The following is an 18,717-nucleotide window of genomic DNA, read 5'->3' on the forward strand; positions in this document are numbered from 1 at the left end:
TATCAGAAATATGAACATGTATCGGCTTCACCGTACTGAAAATTAATGCTTTTTGACGGGAAAGCACTTTTCGTCAAAAGGCTGTATATATTATCGAACTGATTACTTTCAGTATCTTACTGAGCGATCAATAGTGTAAACGTTGCCAGCAATGCAAAACCCCCTCCTGAAAACCATCAACATTTCTGATAAGAGGCCGATAAACCACAACAGAGACGTTGATTTGCTGTCTGAGACCGGCCACACCCAGCGTGATAATAAAGTCAGCTCTCCGTCAGCAAAACATTCCGGAGGATATGCATTCAGTGAAACTCTATGAAAACGTGGTCATTGGTAATTTCCTTTACGGGCTGGGTGTTTCTGTGGGGGCCCAGCTGGGAGGAGAGGTACTTCCAGCGTCGGTGAACCTTCTACAGCAGACACCAGAAGATAAGGCGCTGGGTGACGTACTCCTTTCGTTCCCCGGCACGCTGCGGCTGATTGAATTCAAAAACGCGGCTAACCGGTCAGATAAAGAGGAAACCCGCTTCAGAAAGCTCTCCCACGCCCTGGAGTGCCGTAAGGGACTGAGTGAGGTTTCTCACCGGATCCACTGGTACGTTGAGACCACCCCTGACGTTCAGTCGGGCGTAAAAACCTACTTTTCGAGCTATCTCAGCGCGCTCTCTCAGCCTGCCCGTCAGGCAGAGCCCCTGAACCTTGAGCGCTTTATTGCACATACAACGCGCAGCATCTTTTCAGCTCAGACGGACGCAGAAGATCCGGTGGCCGTCAGTAACTACCTGAAACTGATCCGGTGGTGCCAAGACGTGGATGAAGAGAGTAGCGCCGGGGCGCTTATCGTCGTGTGTGACGGCCGCGGCAATCTGCACTATGCCGAGCTGAAAAACATCATGGAGCTGTCGATGACGCATGAAAAATGGCTCGAATACAGACTCAGTATGGAACACAGCAAAGAGCTGGAGAGGGAAAAATCAATGGATTACGACAGAGGAATGGATCTGAGCCTGTGAAAAACACAAACATAAACACAATCAGCGACCACGACATACGCCTGTTCTTTGACGCCGCAGACAGGCTGCTTCAGGCCGCAAAGGAGCAGGGAAAAAACGCCGAGCGTGCAACCTCAGGGCTGGTTCAGTCCGCCGCCGTCCAGGAACGACAGATGAGGGCAGTCAGGGATGATGTCATCAATGCCATCACGTCCATGGCCAGCTCAACGGCTGAGGAGTCAGCACGGCTTCTGGCGGACCATTTCCGGGAAGCCGATCGGGCCGCAGATGCGGCAGCTGAACGCTATGAGCGAGCCAGCCGTTCGCTTGACTGGCGAAGATGGCTCTGGTTTCTAACTGCACAGGGGGTACTCTGTACTGTGGCCATCGTGCTGATCCTGAAGCTGGTTCCCTCGCTGGATGAGATACAGGCGCGACGCTCAACGCTCGCACAGCTGCAGGAGCAGACAGAAGGCTTACCACTGTCCTGGACAAACTGCACCACCGCTGAAGGAAAGGTCACCCGGTGTTTTCGGACGGACGATAAGGCAGGAAATTTTACGTCAAAAGATGGTAGCACCTGGCACGTTCCATGGAAGAAGCCTTAGGCCCGGCAGGGCTCCGGATAAACGCGCTGGCGGCTCCTGGTCTGCAATGGCGCCAGGCCTGGCAATTCGTCAGCGTCATCGACTGCACCTCCGGACGGAGGATCGCAACGCCTTAAAAGATGAAAGACCCCTCCGGTTTCCCGGAGGGGTCTTAGCTTACCGGGTGATTTCAATCAGAAAAATCACCACGCTCAGGGCCATTCGGAGCCCCTTCAGCACATATAAGAACGCGTCCATATGTCATCAGCCTGTGGTACTGGGCGTCACCTGGCGCAGTCAGCCACGAAATTCCCGCTGCGCTTTTTTGTGCTGTTTACAGTACACAGACAACACGTTCAGCTCCGTCCCGGATGGCGCTGCGTACCGTTGCAGTCGGTACGTCGGGAACTTAATCTGTGCTGACTTCAGAACCGGCCCGCTTGATACCACCCGCGGGTTTTTGATATTCTCGTCAGCACAGTACACAGACAACACGTTCAGTGTCGTCTGAGGAAGCGGTTAACCTGCGTTGCAGCGCGGGGTACCCTTCCGGAAAAAGATCAGCCTGCGGCTGGTCTTTTTTTTTGCCCTTTCACTCAACGCACGCCAGAGCGAGCGGTATGATGAGTTCAGTGGATAAACACTACATACTGGGGGTAGCGATAATGGAATGTCTATATGCGCTCTGTACGGCAATAGTGTATGAATTTACCGGTGCTTCACAAGAGGCATAATGGTCAGGAAAAGAGCCTGACTTTCCGGGTCCATAGCAGATCCCTTGAAATCACAAGGCCAGACGTGATGTCAAGGTCTGCAATAAATATTTTTCATAACGACTGTTTGCGCATTTATTAAGCAAATGAGTTCTGCGGGATCCGTAAAAACAGGATTATTCCGCTGTCCGAAGCGCAGAGCCCACAGGATTTCTGATCACGAAATGGCTTCCGGATCCACTAAAATCACATACTTGGAGGGGGGGACCTGTCATTGCTCCCTCCGTGATACCCACATCCGCTCCCCTGTTAATCCTGTCATGCATGCATTGTGAAACATGCACAACCTGTGGATAACTTTTTTATTTTGCATAATGCAAACAGTTTTTTTGCAGGTATGTTCAGCGTGAAGCCCCGATGCAATAAAGGGCTCCGCGCCCGACTGAGGTCCTCTCTCCGGGCGTTCATAATAAGAGGGCAGAGATGAGGTCAACCTTTTCAGCTGTCAGCTGACCTTCCGGTCAGGGAAGTGTTACCCGATGTCGCGGGTATCTCACGCGCGTCATTAACCACTTTCTGAGATACCGACAAGCCGGATGAGATGGCCGATAATCTGCCGCTGTCAGATCACGAGGGAAAAGATGATGTCTGAAAATCAGAGTGATGCGGTGGAAGGCATAACCGCAGTGTTGAAGAAAAAGCTGTCTGAGTGGCGGCAGGAGGCTGATCCCATTTTGCCCGGCGCCTGGCCGGTGTTTGAACGCCTTATTGCGCGTCAGGTGGAAATGACCCCGGTATGGGAAGAACTTGCGGACAAAGGGGTGTCGGGCACCCGGCTCTGGTTGTTGACTGAGCAGTGTATTCTTGCCGCCGTGGAGGGAGAGAGCGGTGAACACGCGCAGATGCGCGCCGAATACCGGGAGCTACAGGCGCTGAATGAAGCTATTTCAGCGATGAGCATCAGGCTTGCACAGCTCATTGATGAAAGAGCCGCATTGCTTAACCGAAGCGGACATTTCTACGTGGAGCGCATGCTCAGGCTCCGGGAGTTTATCGACGCGGCAGGATTTCATAACGGCCATTACCGCTCAAGGATCCAGCCCGAACTGGATAAGCTGAATGAGTTTGACAGGAAATACTGGCCGGAGATGCCGGCGCTGCTTTACGCGCTGGGAGAAGAGAAAACCGAAATCAGCTTCCGCTATGATGCGAGCAAGGCAATTGTGCTTGCCCGTCCCAGCCTGCGCACGGACTTCCTCCGAAACATTTTTGACCGCATTCGGGAGATCAGCGATGGCAGCGCGTATGGGCTGCGCCCAGACTTCAGGCTGTCGGACGCCTCCCTGGCCACGCTCTGTAACGTGGTGTTAGATCTGCCGCCGGATGAAATGACCGATGCGGCTTACCTGAAAGGAGCCAGACAGCGCCTCCGGAAGCAGGGCTACAGCGCGGCATGGTAACGGAAAGTCAATGGCGACACGGCGGGATTTTCAGCCGTCACCGGAGCGGGGTAAGAAGGGCATACGCTTCGGTGGCGTCCATCGAGAACCGCACGCCGAGCTGGCGGGTCACGTCCAGCGCGAACACCCGCGTGTACCACTCCGTCGACTTCGCGTCCTTATGGCCCATCAGCGTCTGGATCACCTTCTGCGGCACCTGGTGCTGCACCAGGTGCATCGCAAACGAATCTCTAAAAGTCTTCGGCGTCACCGGGCGGATGGAGAAGGTGACGCCGTCACGCGCCGCCGCCGCGACCGCCTGCGAAATCCAGCTGCGCGCCGTGTCCTCACTTCTGATGTCCCAGAGCCGGCTGCCCGCCGGCAACTGCGCCGTCGCAAACCACTCCCGCAGGCGCTGCACGAATCCCGGATCGGTGAGCGGCACCGCGCGCGGCGGGTTGTCGCGGATCGCGGCCTCGGTCTCGCGCTCAGCCTGCTGCTCCTCCTTCGTCGGCCGTCCGCGCCGGCGGCTGCGGCTCTTCGCCGCCTCTTCCAGCTTCCGCTGCTTGAGCGTGCGCAGCACCACGAACGGCGAGGCGAGCGGCGCACCGGTGAGCGGGTCGTCCAGCACAAAGTCCTCACGGGTCAGCGGCAGAATTTCATTCAAACGCCCGCCGGTGTTCCACAGCGCGTCGATGAACAGGCGTTTGCGGAGATCGGTCACCTTTGCCAGCAGCACGGCCACCTCGGGCGCCAGCAGGTAGCGGGGCATGTCGGTGCCGTAGGCGGCGGCCAGGTTGCGCAGCGCCACGGCGCTCCCGTAGTCAAAGTAGCGCGCGGCGCCGGTTACGGTCACGTTTTGTTCAGTGACGCCGCTGCGTGAATTCTGCGTCAGTTCGCGGGGTAAAGTGCCCAAACTTTTAATCTCCGTTGTCTGGCGGTGTGGAACGTATTTTCCCCTGTCTGTCCAGCGAAAACCACGGGAATAAATCGATCCCCGGCGGATCCGTTCTGGATCGGTTTTCCGGCTTTTTTCCCGCATAGGGAGAATAACCTGGACGGCGCGGATTAAACAGCGCGGCGATCGCGCGCGGTTTGTGACGCATTTCGGGCGTAACCTGCTGAGTAAAAAGGGAAAGCGGGGGGAAAGGCGGGGCAAGAGCTATACCAGGCACTCTTGGTTGAATGCCTGGTTGCAAGAGGAGTTAGTACAACAGGCAATCGCTGATAAAGGATCTCGCTCAGTCATAGCGAACAGCTACGGACTTTTTCAAGGGAAATATGAACGTCTAAATTATGTTTACATGTCACCAATATCGATTCCACTACATCATGGTACAATTATGATGACTAAGATAAACGCCATTAAGGAGAATACATGAACTGGGCAGATAATAAAGACTATAAGGCATGCTGGATTAAAGAGGGGAAGAGTGTTGGGGCTGGAGGACAGGGAGAGGGTTTTAAAGTGAAAAATAAGAATAGCGGTGAATTAGCATTTCTTAAGGTCATCAAATCCAGTAAAGATAAAGAGCGCCGTGCAAGATTCTTTCTTGAAGCTTCAGCCTTTCATGCTATTAAATCAGAAGGTGTGCCGAGATTAATTGAAAGCAACGCTCATCAACACGAAGATTTATCATTCACACCTTATATTGTTACCGAATTCCTTGCTGGAAAAACATTATCTAATTGGCGTGATATTCAGTCCTGTGTGGAACCTGATGTGGCTGTGGCTTCAACGAAGAAATTGGCTGAAATAGTCATGAAGTGTCATTCCGTAAGGGTAATTCACAGGGACATCAAACCAGATAATATTATTCTTCTGGATGATAGACCCGAATGTCCTTATTTGATAGACTTTGGACTTAATTATCATGATTATACTGATAGGGATTTAATGACCTCAGTCGGACAAGAGGTAGGAAACCGCTTTTTGAGATTACCGGAACTATCCGCTGGAAGCCTCGATAAGCAGGACCCACGTTCTGATCTTGCTTTTACGGCAGGCATCCTTTTTTATCTGATAACCGGAAGCCATCCGGACGTATTATTAGATGGCCGTAACCGCATGCCTCACCAGCGTGAAGAGCTGACCGATCAGTTCAGGAAGATGAATGCTAGCCATAAAAAGAATATGATGGCATTTTTTGACAATTGCTTTGCCTATCAGCCTGAAAAAAGATACCCGAATATGGAATTCTTTATCAATAAGCTGGACCAAATTTTACTACCTGAAAAAGTCTCCACGTCGGTTAAAGATGATTTCAATAAAATCCTGTCATTGTTAACTCTTCCTGCCGAAAAACAGAAGGCTGAATCGTTAAAAGCGATGAAAGAAGCCTCAAATCAGGTAGCCCTGGTTTTTAATAAAATTTGCTCCAGCCTTAATGGAAATATTGTTGCTCAGCAAATCAACTATGAAGAAAGCTCAGAACGCTGCCTGACAAGCTACGCATGGACCAAAACCGCCACAGATGAGGCCTACGTGCTGACAACCGTTAAAACAGTAGTTAACGGGAGCCAGGTCATTATAAGTTTTGGAGCCAAGGAAATCCACCGGACGTCTGTCACCCCCCTCATCTGGAACAGCAGTTTAAAAAGTGATATCGAAACCGATATTATGCCTCGTCTTCTGGCAGCATTGAATGACCCCCAACTTCATATTCCGGAACAGGAATATTTTAAGGAAAATCAGCCGTATCTAAAACTGGCTGATGCAAGACTTGAGGCAGAAAAAAAAGGTAAATGGATAATTTCTTTTGTCTATGACGATAAGATTGGTGACCGCAAGGATTTTAACTGGGCACTAAGATACTTTCTGTGGCATCAGGAAACTCGCGCCTTGATTAATGATAACTTCATAACTGCTCTCGTACCTCTTTCGGACATTTCAATTTATTCGCATAAAATGTCAGGAAGTGGAATGTTAAATGGAAGATGCGTTTTATTGAATGCGCAGCTGGATATTGAATCTCATGATGGCATGAACGGGAATCCGGAAGACAGTGAACTCATCATCCGTAATTTCATCAGTCTCCATAAAATAAGGACGAGACCTGAAAATTCAGTTAAATAGCCGTTCGGAACAGCAGGCCACGTTGAGATAACTCCGTCAGGATTGTGCACTCTGATCAAAAGCCAACAATTAAAGATCACTAATCGAAATAAGCGATGTTAAAGATATCACCAATTACCTTAAACCAACCGGGATGAAAAAGTCAAATCACAGAGCTGTCTGGCATGCGCGTCACGTCAGCAATGTGTGGTCATTATCTTGCCGAGAGCAGATAAAGATCAAATAGAGCTTTCTACCATATTCTTTAATGTATAGGATAATAAATAGAGAAGTTAAATGAGCAAAGGAAAATATATATGGCGAAGTTGTGTTGGAGACCCGTATATCAGTAATGAAATCAGAAAAATGGCAGTACTGAAGACCGGTGCATCAACTGCTAAAACAGAAAAAACTGTGCTGCTCAGTGAGCTGGTAGCACCGATGCACAGGATGAGACTTCATTGATATTTTGATGAACATACATAACGCCTTTAGCGAACAGATAGATAAAATAGATGGATGAGACCGAACAGTTAAAAAATTGTAAGCATTTAGCATAAGCACACATATACAGGCTGACAACAGAGTCTATCCGCTTTGCCGAATATTAATATGATCCGCTATGGCATGAAACAAACCATTACTGTTAAAATAAACTCATGTAGCTTCGTTAAAGTGAAAAACCGATACATAATCTCTACAGGAAGATGTCTAGTGGGACAAATGATGTACTATGCACTTTATGCTGGACGCCAGGTGACCATATAAAAAAGATAGGGCGCGCTGAGACGCTTAGCAGTCTCTGATGTATCGGGAACTTTGCGCATTTTATATAGCCATGATTGTTGGGCGCTTCTATTCATTAATAAAATGGACTTTCATTTCTGGCGCCTGTGATGGTAAACCGCACAGGTGAAATAATTACTCCAGTTAAGGAATGGGATTATTTAAGAAGTAATTAATGAGGATAGAAATCCATGGATATCCTCCATAAATTATTTGAAGATAACTGTGCTGTCGACTCCGATGTAAGCAATATAATAATTGTTATTGTTTGTACTAATTATGCCTTATCGAAGGCTGAAATGAGAAAAGTTGCACAAATATCTCAGGGTGAATTGGCCTGCATGACTTATCCGAAACTTGCAACCGGTTATTGAAGCACATTATTTGTCTAAGAATGTGATAAATATATCATCATCTGACAATGTTATTGGTGTGCTAACGCAGATAGCTTTTTGCAAAAGCTGTTCTGTATGCTGTGAAATACAAAAAATCAAACACAATCTGTTTATTATAATGATATTTACACATTTTAATAAACAGAACAATAGTGACTTTCAAATAAGGAAAACGCTTATGGTCAATTTTACCAGTACACCCGATCTTGTAGATCATTTTTTCCATCATGCTTTCATTGCTGATGCCGGATTACACAGCTTTGGTGGTAAAGAAAAGTTTTTTGGGGAGATACAGACAGTTTTCTGTTTTGAAGACAGTACTCAAATAGCAGCAAATCTTGACTCAACGGGGCAGGGAAAGGTCTTGGTGATCGATGGTGGGGGGTCACTCAGGATGGCATTAACGGGGGATGAAGTGTTGGGGAGAGGAGTTTCAAATGGATGGGAAGGAGTAATTTTAAATGGCTGCGTTCGTGACTTGCCAAACGTGAGAAAGCTCTGCGTGGGGGTCAAAGCCCTCGCAGCGCATCCAGGAAAACGTATTCGTCGCGGGGAGGGAGTCTCTGGTATACCTGTTAACTTTAAAAATGTTACTTTTACACCCGGCGATTATGTTTTTTGTGACGAAACGGGTATTGTAGTTTTGCCCCGTGACATTGCCCTGAATTCAATATCTGAGTTGCAGATTTAGATTAAAATTGATGGGATTGACTGGCGACGTCTCTGATAAAAAAGAGGTAACAACTGTTACCTCAATATGATATTCAGCTTTTTGCGGATGAATTTTTACTCACCACTCGCGCTATAACATAATTATCATTCGCTTTTTTCTTAGTGACTTTCATACCCAACTCTTCGTGCAATTTCGTCACATCTAATGACCCATTCCAGCGTGAAATAACCAAAGTAGCTACACCATTACCGATCACATTTATCAGGGCTCCACCTTCAGAAATAAACCGGTAAACACCAAGAACAAGCACCAAGCCAGCTGCAGGCACGCTGTTCATAGAACCCAGCGTTGCCGCAAGCGTGATGAAAGCACCCCCACTGACGCTCGCTGCTCCTTTGGACGTGAGTAACAGAATAACTAACAGTGAAATCTGATGCTGCACGGACAGGTTAATGTCCAGAGCCTGCGCGATGAAAACTACCAGCACGGTCATATTGATGCAACTTCCGTCCAGATTAAAGCAATATCCGGAGGGTACTACCAGGCCAACTACCGGCTTATCACAACCAAGTTTTTCAAGCTTTGTCATCAGGCGTGGTAAAGCGGATTCTGAGGATGAGGTTCCCAGAACTAATGCCAGCTCTTCACGTATGTAGCACAAAAAGCGCCACAGACTGAATCCGCATAGTTTTGCCACCACATTGAGGATGACAAAAACAAAAATGAAGCCGGTAGTGTAATAACATACAAGCAGTGCACCATATGAGGACAGGGAAGATACACCATATTTCCCGATCGTGAAGGACATCGCTCCCATCGCGCCTAATGGTGCAACGTACATCACTATTTTCAACATACGGAAGAAAGTTTTGGCAATCAGATCAATTGTATTAAGCAGAGGTTTCCCAATATCCCCCAGAAGCTGAAGGCCGAAGGCAAAAAGAATTGAGATAAACAGTACCTGAAGGATATTCCCTTCTGCAAATGCGCCAAATACGGTGTCAGGTATGATGTGTGTCAAAAAACCTGTCACTGATTGTTCGTGAGCCGCTTTGGTATAAGTTGCAATAGCTCCGCCATCAAGCGATGCAGGATCTATATGCATCCCTTTTCCGGGGCTCATCAGATTTACACCAATTAAACCGATGATCAGGGCAAGGGTTGTGAGAACCTCAAAATAAACGAGTGACTTCCAGCCTACCTGGCCAACGCTTTTTAGGCTTTTCATGCTGGCGATACCACTGACAATGGTACAGAAAATAATAGGTGCTATCAGTAAGCGAATGAGTTTAATAAATGTATCGCCAAGCGGTTTTAAATCCACTCCCACTGATGGATAAAAGTGCCCTATACCTATACCAATGATGATGGCAATAATGACCTGTACATATAGATGTTTATACCATCTTTTGTTGTTTTTCGAGGTAGCGATGTTCTGAGACATAATATTTCCTCGGATGAGATACTATATTTGTAGGGACAGTTAAAGGCGCGTCATTGCACGCCATTTTTATTCAGGCAACGCGATTTTTTATTACGCCAGCGAAAAAACCAGCAAGATTGTAATTAATCCCTTTGATAAGATTTTGCACACCTGTCTGACTCGCCCAGGCAATATGAGGCGTGATTAACAGGTTTTTATGCCGAACATGAAGAAGCTTATTTTCCGGGGAAGGCGGTTCTCTAGTCAGTACATCCAGCGCTGCACCCGCTATTTCTCCTCTGCTGAGGGCGTCAGCCAGGTCGTCCTCATTGATTAATCCCCCTCTGGCCGTATTTATCAGCAAAGCACTGGGCTTCATTCGTGCCAGCACGTCCTGATTAATGATCTGATGAGTTTCCGGAGTCAGGGGGCAATGCAATGTCAGGATATCGCTCTGCGATATCACGTCGTCAAAGAGCGTGTAGCCCTCCCGTACGCTGCTTTGCCCGGGCCGTTCAGCAAACAGCACATTCATGCCAAGCGCTCTGGCCAGACGGGCAACGGCACACCCAATATCTCCGCGTCCGATAATGCCCAGCGTTGCCTCCTGAATATCACCGATCGGCGATTTATGCAGGCAGAAATGCGAGGACAGCGTCCACTCAGTATGTGACGAGCAGCTGTACTCAAGAAGGTGACGCCTCAGGGCAAAAACAGAAGCCATCACGCTCTCAGAGACGCTGCGGGTCGAATAACCCGGCACGTTACTGACCGCTATCCCTCGCGCCCGGCAATACTCCGTGTCAATACAGTCATAGCCTGTGGCCGCAACGCAGATAAAGCGCAGGGAGGGCAATTTTTCCAGGGAGACTTTACGTAACGGAACTTTATTGGTGATAACAATTTCTGCGTTATCCAGAACGGACACGATATCCTCTTCGCGCGTGCTTTCCCGGTAAATCCAGTTATCGCAGCTCTGAGGTTTTTTTAACAGAACGGGCAACGTCCCCGCATCCAGCGTCACAATTTTCATATCGCCCCCGGTGACTGGTCCTGATAGCGTGAGATCTCAATGAGATTGAGGTCGGGATCCCGAAGGTAAAACGACGTAATGGGACCGCACGCCCCGGTGCGGGTTACCGGTCCCTCGACAAGCGTCACGTCAGACTGCTCCAGATGCGCCTGTATTTTTTCAACCGGATAAGCACTTATCAGGCAGATATCCAGTGAACCCGGCACGGGGAGATGCGCTTTGGGATCTATTTCTTTGCCGTATTCATGGACATTGATTTTTTGCTGGCCGAAGGTAAACGCTATTCTGTTGTCACCAAACTGGATCAGTTTCATGCCCAGCACGCGAGTATAAAAATCTGTGCAGGCTTTGATATTCCGGGTGGTAATGACAATGTGATCAATATGGTCAATCATGTTTAGCTCTCTGTTTTTCTGAAGCAATCAAAATTTTGTTCAAGCGATGCCGGTATCTGATGTAACTCAGAGCGCTGGCCGGCTTTTACAACTGCGCCATGCACCTTGTGCCCAATGAGTGGCTCGAGGTCACGCGATATATCGAGAAGAGCAGGCAGATCCACATTGGTCTGATAGCCCATCAGTTCAAGCATATGCACCATATCTTCCGAACAGACGTTGCCGCTGGCGCCCGGCGCGTAGGGGCATCCGCCGAGGCCCCCTGCTGATGAATCAAAGCGATCAATGCCTTCAGAGAGCGCTGCAACGGTGTTTGCCAGCGCGAGTCCGCGGGTATCATGAAAGTGCAGGGTGATCTCTAAGTGCGGGAAATGCTGTTTTACCATCCGGCTCAGCGTGGATACCTGGACTGGAAACGCCATTCCTGTGGTATCACATAACGTCACGCCGCGAACGCCCAGATTAGCGAAGCGATCAACAAAATTCAGGATCGTATTCTGCGGTACGTCGCCCTCGAACGGGCAACCAAAAGCTGCTGATAAAGAAACGTTAATTGCAACGGGCGTGTTATTCAGCTCGTGGATCACCTGGGTCAGTTGCGAAAAAGACGCCTCCCGGCTCATGCGCAGATTCGTGTTGTTATGGCTTTCGCTCGCGGACATGACCAGATTGGCTTCATCAATCTGGCAGGCCATGGCCCGTTCCGCGCCGCGCAGGTTGGGCACCAGTACGCTGTATTCGACGCCTTTTTCCCGGCGGATCCCGTGCATCACGGCTTCAGCATCTTTCAGCGCCGGTATGGCTTTCGGAGAGGTGAATGACGTTACCTCTACCTTAGCGAAACCGCATGCACTCAGGCGGTCGATCAACGCAATTTTGTCCTGTGTTTCTACAAAGACGGCCTCATTCTGTAACCCGTCCCGCGGGCAGACTTCCTGCATGTAAATGCGTCCGGCCGGGAGTTGTTGCTGTAGAGTCATACCGCCCCCTTTTCTTTCAGTATCTGGCGTTGTTTCGCATCAATGCCCAGTTCAGACAATACCTCTTCCGTGTGCTGGCCCAGCACTGGCGCTGCATGCCTGACGCTTCCTGGAGTGGACAGCAGTTTAGGAACGATGCCCGGCAGGATAACCGGCGTGCCGTCAGGCAACTGCGCTGGTAACAGCATGTCGCGCGCTTTATAGTGAGGATCGTTGGCAATGTCCGCTGCGTCGTAGATTTTTCCGGCCGGAATACCGGCCTCATTTAATGAGGCCAGCACTTCAGGAAGGCCACGCTGACTGGTCCATTTTCCAATCGCTGCATCCAGCATTTCGACCTGCTTCACGCGCCCGTCATTGTGTGCCAGCGCCGGATCGGCGGCCAGGTCCGGGCGTTCAATAATCTGCATCAGACGCTGAAAAATAGAATCGCCATTTCCAGCCACAAGCGCGTACTTGCCGTCTTTACAGCGGTAAGCATTGGTTGGCGCAATGCCGGGCAGGCTGCTGCCCGCAGGCTGACGGATATGATCGAATACAGCGTATTCAGGTATCAGGCTTTCCATCATGTTGAAGACGGATTCATACAGCGCCACGTCTACCTGCTGCCCGTGACCGGTCGTTTCACGGCTCCGAAGTGCGAGTAAAACGCCGATGACGCCGTGCAGGGCGGAAAGAGAGTCTCCAATGGACACGCCGACGCGCACCGGCGTTCTGCCGGGTTCACCCGAAAGATGACGTAAACCTCCCATCGCTTCACCTATCACGCCGAAGCCTGGCCGATCCCGATAAGGGCCAGTCTGCCCGTAACCGGAAACACTTAAGGCGATAAGTCCGGGGTTGTTCGCATGCAGGGTTTCCCAGCAGAGTCCCCATTTCTCCAGGGTTCCGGGACGGAAGTTCTCAATCAGTACATCAGCAGTACTGAGCAGTGACATGGCAATCTGCTGACCTTCTGTCTGCCGCAAATCCAGCGTGACGGAGCGTTTATTGCGCGACTGTGCTGCCCACCAGACAGATGTTCCGTCATGCAGCATGCGCCACTTACGTAAAGGATCGCCTTTGCCTGGCGGCTCTATCTTTATGACATCAGCGCCAAATTCTGCCAGCATCCGTCCAGCCATCGGCCCGGCAATAAGCTGGCCCATTTCAATAACGCGCAGCCCTTCGAGTGGTAAAGCCATGCTTCCTCCGTTCACTATTTCGTAACATAAGAAAGCATTGCTCTGCATAAGGAATAAGAGAATTCACATTTTTTCAAAAGTACTTTCCATTATGGAAAGTGGGGAGAAGGGGTAGATTGATTGATTATTTTAATTAATTGTTTTTAAACATTTTTAATTAACTACTTCTTGGTGCACTTGTAAAAAGGGCAAGTTAATTGCTATTCAGGGGATGATGAATCTGAGACACTCATCAAATACTCCATGAGCTTGATGGCTTCGGGAGGAAGGATTTTTTTAGCATTAATACCAAGACGCAACGTCCTCAGCGCCCAGTCGTCTTTCAGCGTAATGGCTTTCAGAGATGAACCAAGAAGGGCCGGCGTAATGGCTTTCAGAGGTAAAATACCTATACCCAGGCCTGCCTGGATCATGCGGCACACGGCATCAAAACTGGTTACCTGAATGTTGACCTTCAGTACGCGGCCTGCGCTTACGGCCGTATCGGTTATTCGCCGGAGCAGCGAACTCCCCTGGTTCAGGGCTACATAATCCCAGGCGAGGGTTTCTTCGAACCATATGGCTTCATGCGCTGCCAGAGGATGGGCTGCAGGCACAAGCAGTACAAGTCTGTCCTGTCGCCATGGGAACGTTTTTAACACTGTCGCATCAACGTTATCTGCAAAAATACCGATATCAACGCGGCCTGACTCGACTGAGTCAATAACGGCATCGCTGAGCGCCTCTTCAAGATAAATCCTGATTCCCGGGTTCAGTGCGAAGAAAGTGGCAAGATCTTCAGGAAGGAACTGGATTACGGCTGAGACATTCGCAGCAATCCGGACATGGCCAACAGCACCGCGGGCATAGTCGTTCAGTTCACTTGCCATGGAATTAACACTGTCGAGAATTGAGCGTGCATGCCTGAGAAGACCGGCTCCTGCTGTAGTGAGCTCAATACCCCGGGGTTGTCTGGTAAAGAGTTGACAGTTAAGATTCCGCTCAAGCTCACTGATCCGTTTGCTGACTGCTGAGAGCGTAATGCTGGATAATTCAGCCGTTCTGGTCAGACTTTTGCAGTCAGCGGCCGTAACAAACAGGCGCAACGTATTGAGGTCGAAATGACTAATGTTCACGAAGAGACCCATCAAATTAATTATGAACGAACAGCATATCTTTGGCACGGGGAGCAAAAATGGGCTTTTAACAGTCCTGTCGAGGTTGTTCAGTCGTCTTACCAGGCAGGCCTGTCGTTAGCAGACGGTCTTATACCACCTCTGACAGGTCTTCTTCTGCCTTCAAGGCCGTATGATTTCAGGAATGCCTGTCACTAATAGATAGTTCTCTTTTTTAGCCATCTTAAACGAATCTGTGGTGTCTGTTAAACCCGCGCTGATCCAGTGCCTAAGCAAGCGCCCGAACCATCGGGCACTATTATCCTGATATTAACCTACTGCATTTTTTATTGAACTGTCATATTCCAACGTTCTCGCAACGTTTTATCTTCATACTGTTCGCGAAAAATGCCTTTCTTTCTTAATAGTGGCACAACTTCATTAACAAAATCTTCCAGGCCACTCGGTAGAATATCTGGCATCAGATTAAAGCCATCCGCACCACCCGATAAGAACCACTCTTCCATAAAGTCAGCAATGGCTTCCGGAGTGCCTACAATACGCTTGTGACCGCTACCCGCCAGGGCGGATACCGCTTCCCGCACGGTGTAAGGGCGTTCACGCAATAAACGCACAGAGGCTTCACGGAAGCCCATCGAACCTTTAAACAGTTGTGGGTCAGGGTAGTCCGAAATGGCTTCCTGAGGCAAAGGATCATCGGGATCAACCTGGGATAAATCAAAGCCCAGTTTTTCACTCAGGCGACGAATTTCATAATCACCGGGCTCTTTAGACTTTTGAGCCAGTTCGCGCGCTTCGGCTTCAGCCTGGGTACTGCCAATCACCGTGACCAGACCGGGTAGAATCGCAATCTCTTCTGGTTTTCTACCGTGCGCGACTGCCACATTTTTCACGTACTGATAATGTTCCTGCGCGGCGGAAAGCACCATCTCCGCAGCGAATACCCCATTGGCGGTTCTACCCGCTAGTGACCGTCCCTGATCCGAACCTCCTGCCTGAATGAACAGCGGGTAGCCCTGCGCGGAGCCAGGCAAAGCAAGCCGGCCATGCACCTGAAAGTCTTGATTGTTAATATTGACATCATGCCCGTAGTAAGCAGCACGCCACAGTTGTGCCACCACATCCACAAAGGCTTCTGCCCGGCGATAGCGCGTTTCACGATCGGGATTCACCTCTACACCAAAGTTAGGCCCGGTGGCCGCACTGTAGGTTGTGACAGCATTCCATGCCGCGCGCCCTCCGCTGATATGATCGAGGGTCAGAAAACGATCTGCCAGTTCAACCGGATCGTTATAAGTGGTAGAGAGCGTACCCACCAAACCGAGATGCGTTGTCGCTTCTGCGACCGTGGTAAGAATCGCGGTGGGCTCCAGTGCTCTTGCTCCACGGCTGCTGCGTGGGTCGTTAGTCAGAGAGGGGTGATCCGCCAGAAAGAAAGCGTCTAAGGTACCCCGCTCTGCGATACGTCCGAGTTCCGCATAATAATCTGCCGACATCACCGTGTCGGCGGGAAGTCCAGAATAAGCACGTGCCGAGCCCGAATGACCGAAGTCCAGAACGTTAACGTTAATTATCAGTTTACGTGCGGTGCTGTTTTTCATGCTGGCTCCGGGTTTTTAGCGGAAAATGCGGGGGCGTTGTCCTGTAGATTAGGTTCAGCATGTCGCGTAATGCCGAGCACCTCACGCAGTGAACTTGCCGATGCACTATAGCGGGTCAAGGCTCTGAGACGTGGGATGGTCAGCATATGATCAACCAAATCCGGCAGTGCATCGCTGATGGCGTAGATGACCAGGGCAGTGACATCCGGATGCTGCTCCAGAAGATTTAGGTTGTCCTGCTTCAGCGCGTTTAACGGGAGGCGAACATGTAACTGAATCGGTTCACCGTTCTGACGTGCTGCGTCAAGCTGTGGGGTAGCCCAGTGAGTGAAGGTTTCAAGATCGGAGAAATCCACGATCACCGCGTCGGCCTCTGCCACACACTGTCGTTGTTCTTCCCGGTAGGGCGACGTGGGTACACGCCAGAATAGTAACGGCTCTCCCTGTAGCGTGGTCGGGCTGTTGAGGGGACCAGAGGTCGGGAAAACCCCTTGATGGTGGGCATAACGCACCACCGCCTGCGCAGAGGTCGCGGGATCAGCGGACAAGGTTTCACGTGGCCAGGTGCGCCAGAGTTTGCGTATGGCTAACATGCCATCGGCAACCGCATGGGCATCCAGCGGGGCAGTTGTCCACGATGATTGTGCATTGAATCCCAGCGCCTGCGCCGGATCCTGTTCGCTAATCGCCACGCCTGTGCGCCCTTGGCTAATGTGGTCAAAGGACGCAACGCGGCGCGCAATATTAAAAGGATGATCGCGTTGAAATGACGCGGCCATGACGAACCCTGTCTGCGTTAACTTGCGTGAGAGCCAGCCAGCAACAATGCCCGGGTTAGGCGATACGCCCTTCAGCGTGGTACTACGCTCACCACCGATAAACAGATAGGCAGGGTTGATCTGCTTTAAATAACGCGTAACGAGGTGGTTGCCTTCCACAATGGCACGAAGCAGGTCCTCTCCCGGCAGTTCAACGCCGAGGCGGAGATTATTTGACATACAGACCTCAGAGAGATGAGTTAACGATGTTCTGCCGGAAGGGGCAGCCCATAATGTTCACGTAATGTGTTGCCACTGTATTCACGGCGGAATAAACGGCGTTCCTGCAGAATGGGTACCACCTGCTTCACAAAGGTCGTCAGACCGGATGGCAACAGTGCCGGCATGATATTGAAACCGTCGGCAGCACCTTGCTCAAAGTAGTGTTGTAAGGCATCAGCGGCTTGTGTCGGCGTCCCAACTAGCGTCCAGTGACCCCGGCCGCCTCCCAGACGTTTAATCAGCTGCCGTACGGTCAGATTTTCACGTCGGGCCAGTTCGACAACCAGCGTTCTGCGGCTGCGTGCGCCTTCAACCAGCGCCTCTGGCGGCAGATTGTCAGGAATATGGCGGTCCAGATGCAGATCGTCCACCGGGATCTGCAGCACACTCGCAAGCTTGTTCAACGCGTATTCAGGAATAATTAACGCGTTTAGCTCGGCTTCAAGTTCGCGCGCTTCGGCAAGCGTGTCGGCAATAACCGGCACGACACCCGGCATAATGATCAGATGATCCGGATTTCGGCCATTGTTGGCTGCCCTTGTTTTCAGCTCCGTGTAAAAGACTTGTGCCTCTTCATACGTCGTCTGGGCCGTAAAGACCGCTTCCGCCCACTTCGCGGCAAAAGCTTTCCCTCCTTCGCTGGAACCCGCCTGCACCAGCACCGGGTAAAGCTGTGGACTACGGGAGATATTCAGCGGGCCTTCAACGGAAAAATGTTCGCCGTGATGCTTAACTTCTATGATTTTGCTGGCAATGGCATGGATACCCGCTGCTTTATCTGCAATGACTGCATCCGGCTGCCAGGATTGCCAGAGTTGCGTCACAACCTGCACAAATTCATCTGCACGATCGTAGCGCTCCGCATGCCCCGGGTGGAACGGGAGACCAAAACTGCGCGCCGCCTCTTTAATTGAGGTGGTCACAATATTCCACCCTGCGCGGCCGGCAGAGATATGATCCAGTGAACTCAGGCGGCGTGCCAGTTCATAGGGCGCGTTATAGGTGGTGGAAGCCGTGGCAATCAGTCCAATCTTGTCCGTACTGGCAGCGATAGCAGACAAAAGGATCGTGGGGTCAAGACGTGCCGTTGGGCGTCGTCCTGGTTCTCCCATCATTGCCGGGCTGTCGGCCAAAAACAGCGAATCAAATTTGGCCTCTTCGGCCAGTTTTGCCAGGTGCTGATAGGCCTTCACATTGACATTGACATGGGGATCGGACTCCGGCATCCGCCATGCGGCTTCATGATGACCGGTATCAAAAATAAATAAATTGAGATGGAGCTGACGTGTACTCATCACTGTGTTTC

General features: G+C 50.4%; 15 protein-coding genes. 5 read left to right on the plus strand and 10 right to left on the minus strand.

The window, feature by feature from the left end; genetic code table 11:
• Positions 1 to 305: 305 nt before the first annotated feature.
• From K5Y30_RS23660 to K5Y30_RS23670, 3 genes are all read left to right on the plus strand, one after another.
• Entirely contained in the window at positions 306 to 1,013 is a 708-nt protein-coding gene (locus K5Y30_RS23660; protein WP_222213728.1) for a hypothetical protein, read from the plus strand.
• Complete coding sequence (locus tag K5Y30_RS23665; protein ID WP_222213730.1) at positions 1,010 to 1,600, plus strand: hypothetical protein; 591 nt, start codon at positions 1,010 to 1,012, stop codon at positions 1,598 to 1,600. The genes K5Y30_RS23660 and K5Y30_RS23665 overlap by 4 nt, the downstream gene beginning before the upstream one ends.
• Positions 1,601 to 2,933: 1,333 nt before the next feature.
• Positions 2,934 to 3,752, plus strand: a complete 819-nt coding sequence (locus K5Y30_RS23670; RefSeq protein ID WP_222213732.1) for a hypothetical protein — start codon at positions 2,934 to 2,936, stop codon at positions 3,750 to 3,752.
• Positions 3,753 to 3,789: 37 nt separating this feature from the next.
• On the opposite strand, the gene K5Y30_RS23675 is transcribed toward K5Y30_RS23670, so the two are convergent.
• Positions 3,790 to 4,647 (minus strand): tyrosine-type recombinase/integrase, encoded by an 858-nt coding sequence (locus K5Y30_RS23675; RefSeq protein WP_222213800.1) that lies wholly within the window; start codon positions 4,645 to 4,647, stop codon positions 3,790 to 3,792.
• 462 nt (positions 4,648 to 5,109) lie between these two features.
• On the opposite strand from K5Y30_RS23675, the gene K5Y30_RS23680 reads away from it, so the two are divergent.
• Positions 5,110 to 6,807: a protein kinase gene (locus K5Y30_RS23680; RefSeq protein ID WP_222213733.1), complete on the plus strand. Its 1,698-nt coding sequence runs from the start codon at positions 5,110 to 5,112 to the stop codon at positions 6,805 to 6,807.
• 1,338 nt (positions 6,808 to 8,145) lie between these two features.
• The gene (gene rraA / locus K5Y30_RS23685; protein ID WP_222213735.1) at positions 8,146 to 8,658 is read left to right on the plus strand and encodes a ribonuclease E activity regulator RraA; all 513 of its coding nucleotides are present in this window, start codon (positions 8,146 to 8,148) and stop codon (positions 8,656 to 8,658) included.
• Between the two features lie 73 nt (positions 8,659 to 8,731).
• Here rraA and dctA read toward each other — a convergent pair whose 3' ends face one another.
• The 9 genes from dctA to K5Y30_RS23730 all read right to left on the minus strand — a co-directional run bounded on the left by dctA (position 8,732) and on the right by K5Y30_RS23730 (position 18,706).
• On the minus strand, positions 8,732 to 10,084 hold the full coding sequence (gene dctA, locus K5Y30_RS23690; protein ID WP_222213737.1) for a C4-dicarboxylate transporter DctA: 1,353 nt from the start codon (positions 10,082 to 10,084) through the stop codon (positions 8,732 to 8,734).
• Positions 10,085 to 10,154: 70 nt separating this feature from the next.
• Entirely contained in the window at positions 10,155 to 11,096 is a 942-nt protein-coding gene (locus K5Y30_RS23695) for a D-2-hydroxyacid dehydrogenase (RefSeq protein ID WP_222213739.1), read from the minus strand.
• Positions 11,093 to 11,491, minus strand: coding sequence for a VOC family protein (locus K5Y30_RS23700; protein WP_222213741.1), 399 nt, complete (start codon positions 11,489 to 11,491; stop codon positions 11,093 to 11,095). Before K5Y30_RS23700 ends, K5Y30_RS23695 begins: the two co-directional genes overlap by 4 nt.
• Before the next feature lie 2 nt (positions 11,492 to 11,493).
• Positions 11,494 to 12,471 (minus strand): hydroxymethylglutaryl-CoA lyase, encoded by a 978-nt coding sequence (locus tag K5Y30_RS23705; RefSeq protein ID WP_222213743.1) that lies wholly within the window; start codon positions 12,469 to 12,471, stop codon positions 11,494 to 11,496.
• Positions 12,468 to 13,655, minus strand: a complete 1,188-nt coding sequence (locus K5Y30_RS23710; protein ID WP_222213745.1) for a CaiB/BaiF CoA-transferase family protein — start codon at positions 13,653 to 13,655, stop codon at positions 12,468 to 12,470. Before K5Y30_RS23710 ends, K5Y30_RS23705 begins: the two co-directional genes overlap by 4 nt.
• A 200-nt stretch (positions 13,656 to 13,855) precedes the next feature.
• Entirely contained in the window at positions 13,856 to 14,770 is a 915-nt protein-coding gene (locus tag K5Y30_RS23715; RefSeq protein ID WP_370634242.1) for a LysR family transcriptional regulator, read from the minus strand.
• A 326-nt stretch (positions 14,771 to 15,096) separates the two neighbouring features.
• A complete protein-coding gene (locus K5Y30_RS23720) occupies positions 15,097 to 16,371 on the minus strand; it encodes an LLM class flavin-dependent oxidoreductase (RefSeq protein ID WP_222213749.1) in 1,275 nt (424 codons plus the stop codon).
• Positions 16,368 to 17,369, minus strand: coding sequence for a hypothetical protein (locus K5Y30_RS23725; protein ID WP_222213751.1), 1,002 nt, complete (start codon positions 17,367 to 17,369; stop codon positions 16,368 to 16,370). Before K5Y30_RS23725 ends, K5Y30_RS23720 begins: the two co-directional genes overlap by 4 nt.
• A 20-nt stretch (positions 17,370 to 17,389) precedes the next feature.
• A complete protein-coding gene (locus K5Y30_RS23730; protein WP_222213753.1) occupies positions 17,390 to 18,706 on the minus strand; it encodes an LLM class flavin-dependent oxidoreductase in 1,317 nt (438 codons plus the stop codon).
• Between the last annotated feature and the right edge of the window lie 11 nt (positions 18,707 to 18,717).

Origin of the sequence: Pantoea sp. DY-5, assembly GCF_019795955.1 — a bacterium.
GTDB lineage: Bacteria > Pseudomonadota > Gammaproteobacteria > Enterobacterales > Enterobacteriaceae > Pantoea > Pantoea leporis.

Bases quoted from the DNA above. Each gene is read 5' to 3' on its own strand.
- K5Y30_RS23670 (WP_222213732.1), top strand. From the start codon at position 2,934: ATGATGTCTGAAAATCAGAGTGATGCGGTGGAAGGCATAACCGCAGTG.
- K5Y30_RS23680 (WP_222213733.1), top strand. From the start codon at position 5,110: ATGAACTGGGCAGATAATAAAGACTATAAGGCATGCTGGATTAAAGAG.
- rraA (WP_222213735.1), top strand. From the start codon at position 8,146: ATGGTCAATTTTACCAGTACACCCGATCTTGTAGATCATTTTTTCCAT.
- dctA (WP_222213737.1), bottom strand. From the start codon at position 10,084: ATGTCTCAGAACATCGCTACCTCGAAAAACAACAAAAGATGGTATAAA.
- K5Y30_RS23695 (WP_222213739.1), bottom strand. From the start codon at position 11,096: ATGAAAATTGTGACGCTGGATGCGGGGACGTTGCCCGTTCTGTTAAAA.
- K5Y30_RS23700 (WP_222213741.1), bottom strand. From the start codon at position 11,491: ATGATTGACCATATTGATCACATTGTCATTACCACCCGGAATATCAAA.
- K5Y30_RS23705 (WP_222213743.1), bottom strand. From the start codon at position 12,471: ATGACTCTACAGCAACAACTCCCGGCCGGACGCATTTACATGCAGGAA.
- K5Y30_RS23710 (WP_222213745.1), bottom strand. From the start codon at position 13,655: ATGGCTTTACCACTCGAAGGGCTGCGCGTTATTGAAATGGGCCAGCTT.
- K5Y30_RS23720 (WP_222213749.1), bottom strand. From the start codon at position 16,371: ATGAAAAACAGCACCGCACGTAAACTGATAATTAACGTTAACGTTCTG.
- K5Y30_RS23725 (WP_222213751.1), bottom strand. From the start codon at position 17,369: ATGTCAAATAATCTCCGCCTCGGCGTTGAACTGCCGGGAGAGGACCTG.
- K5Y30_RS23730 (WP_222213753.1), bottom strand. From the start codon at position 18,706: ATGAGTACACGTCAGCTCCATCTCAATTTATTTATTTTTGATACCGGT.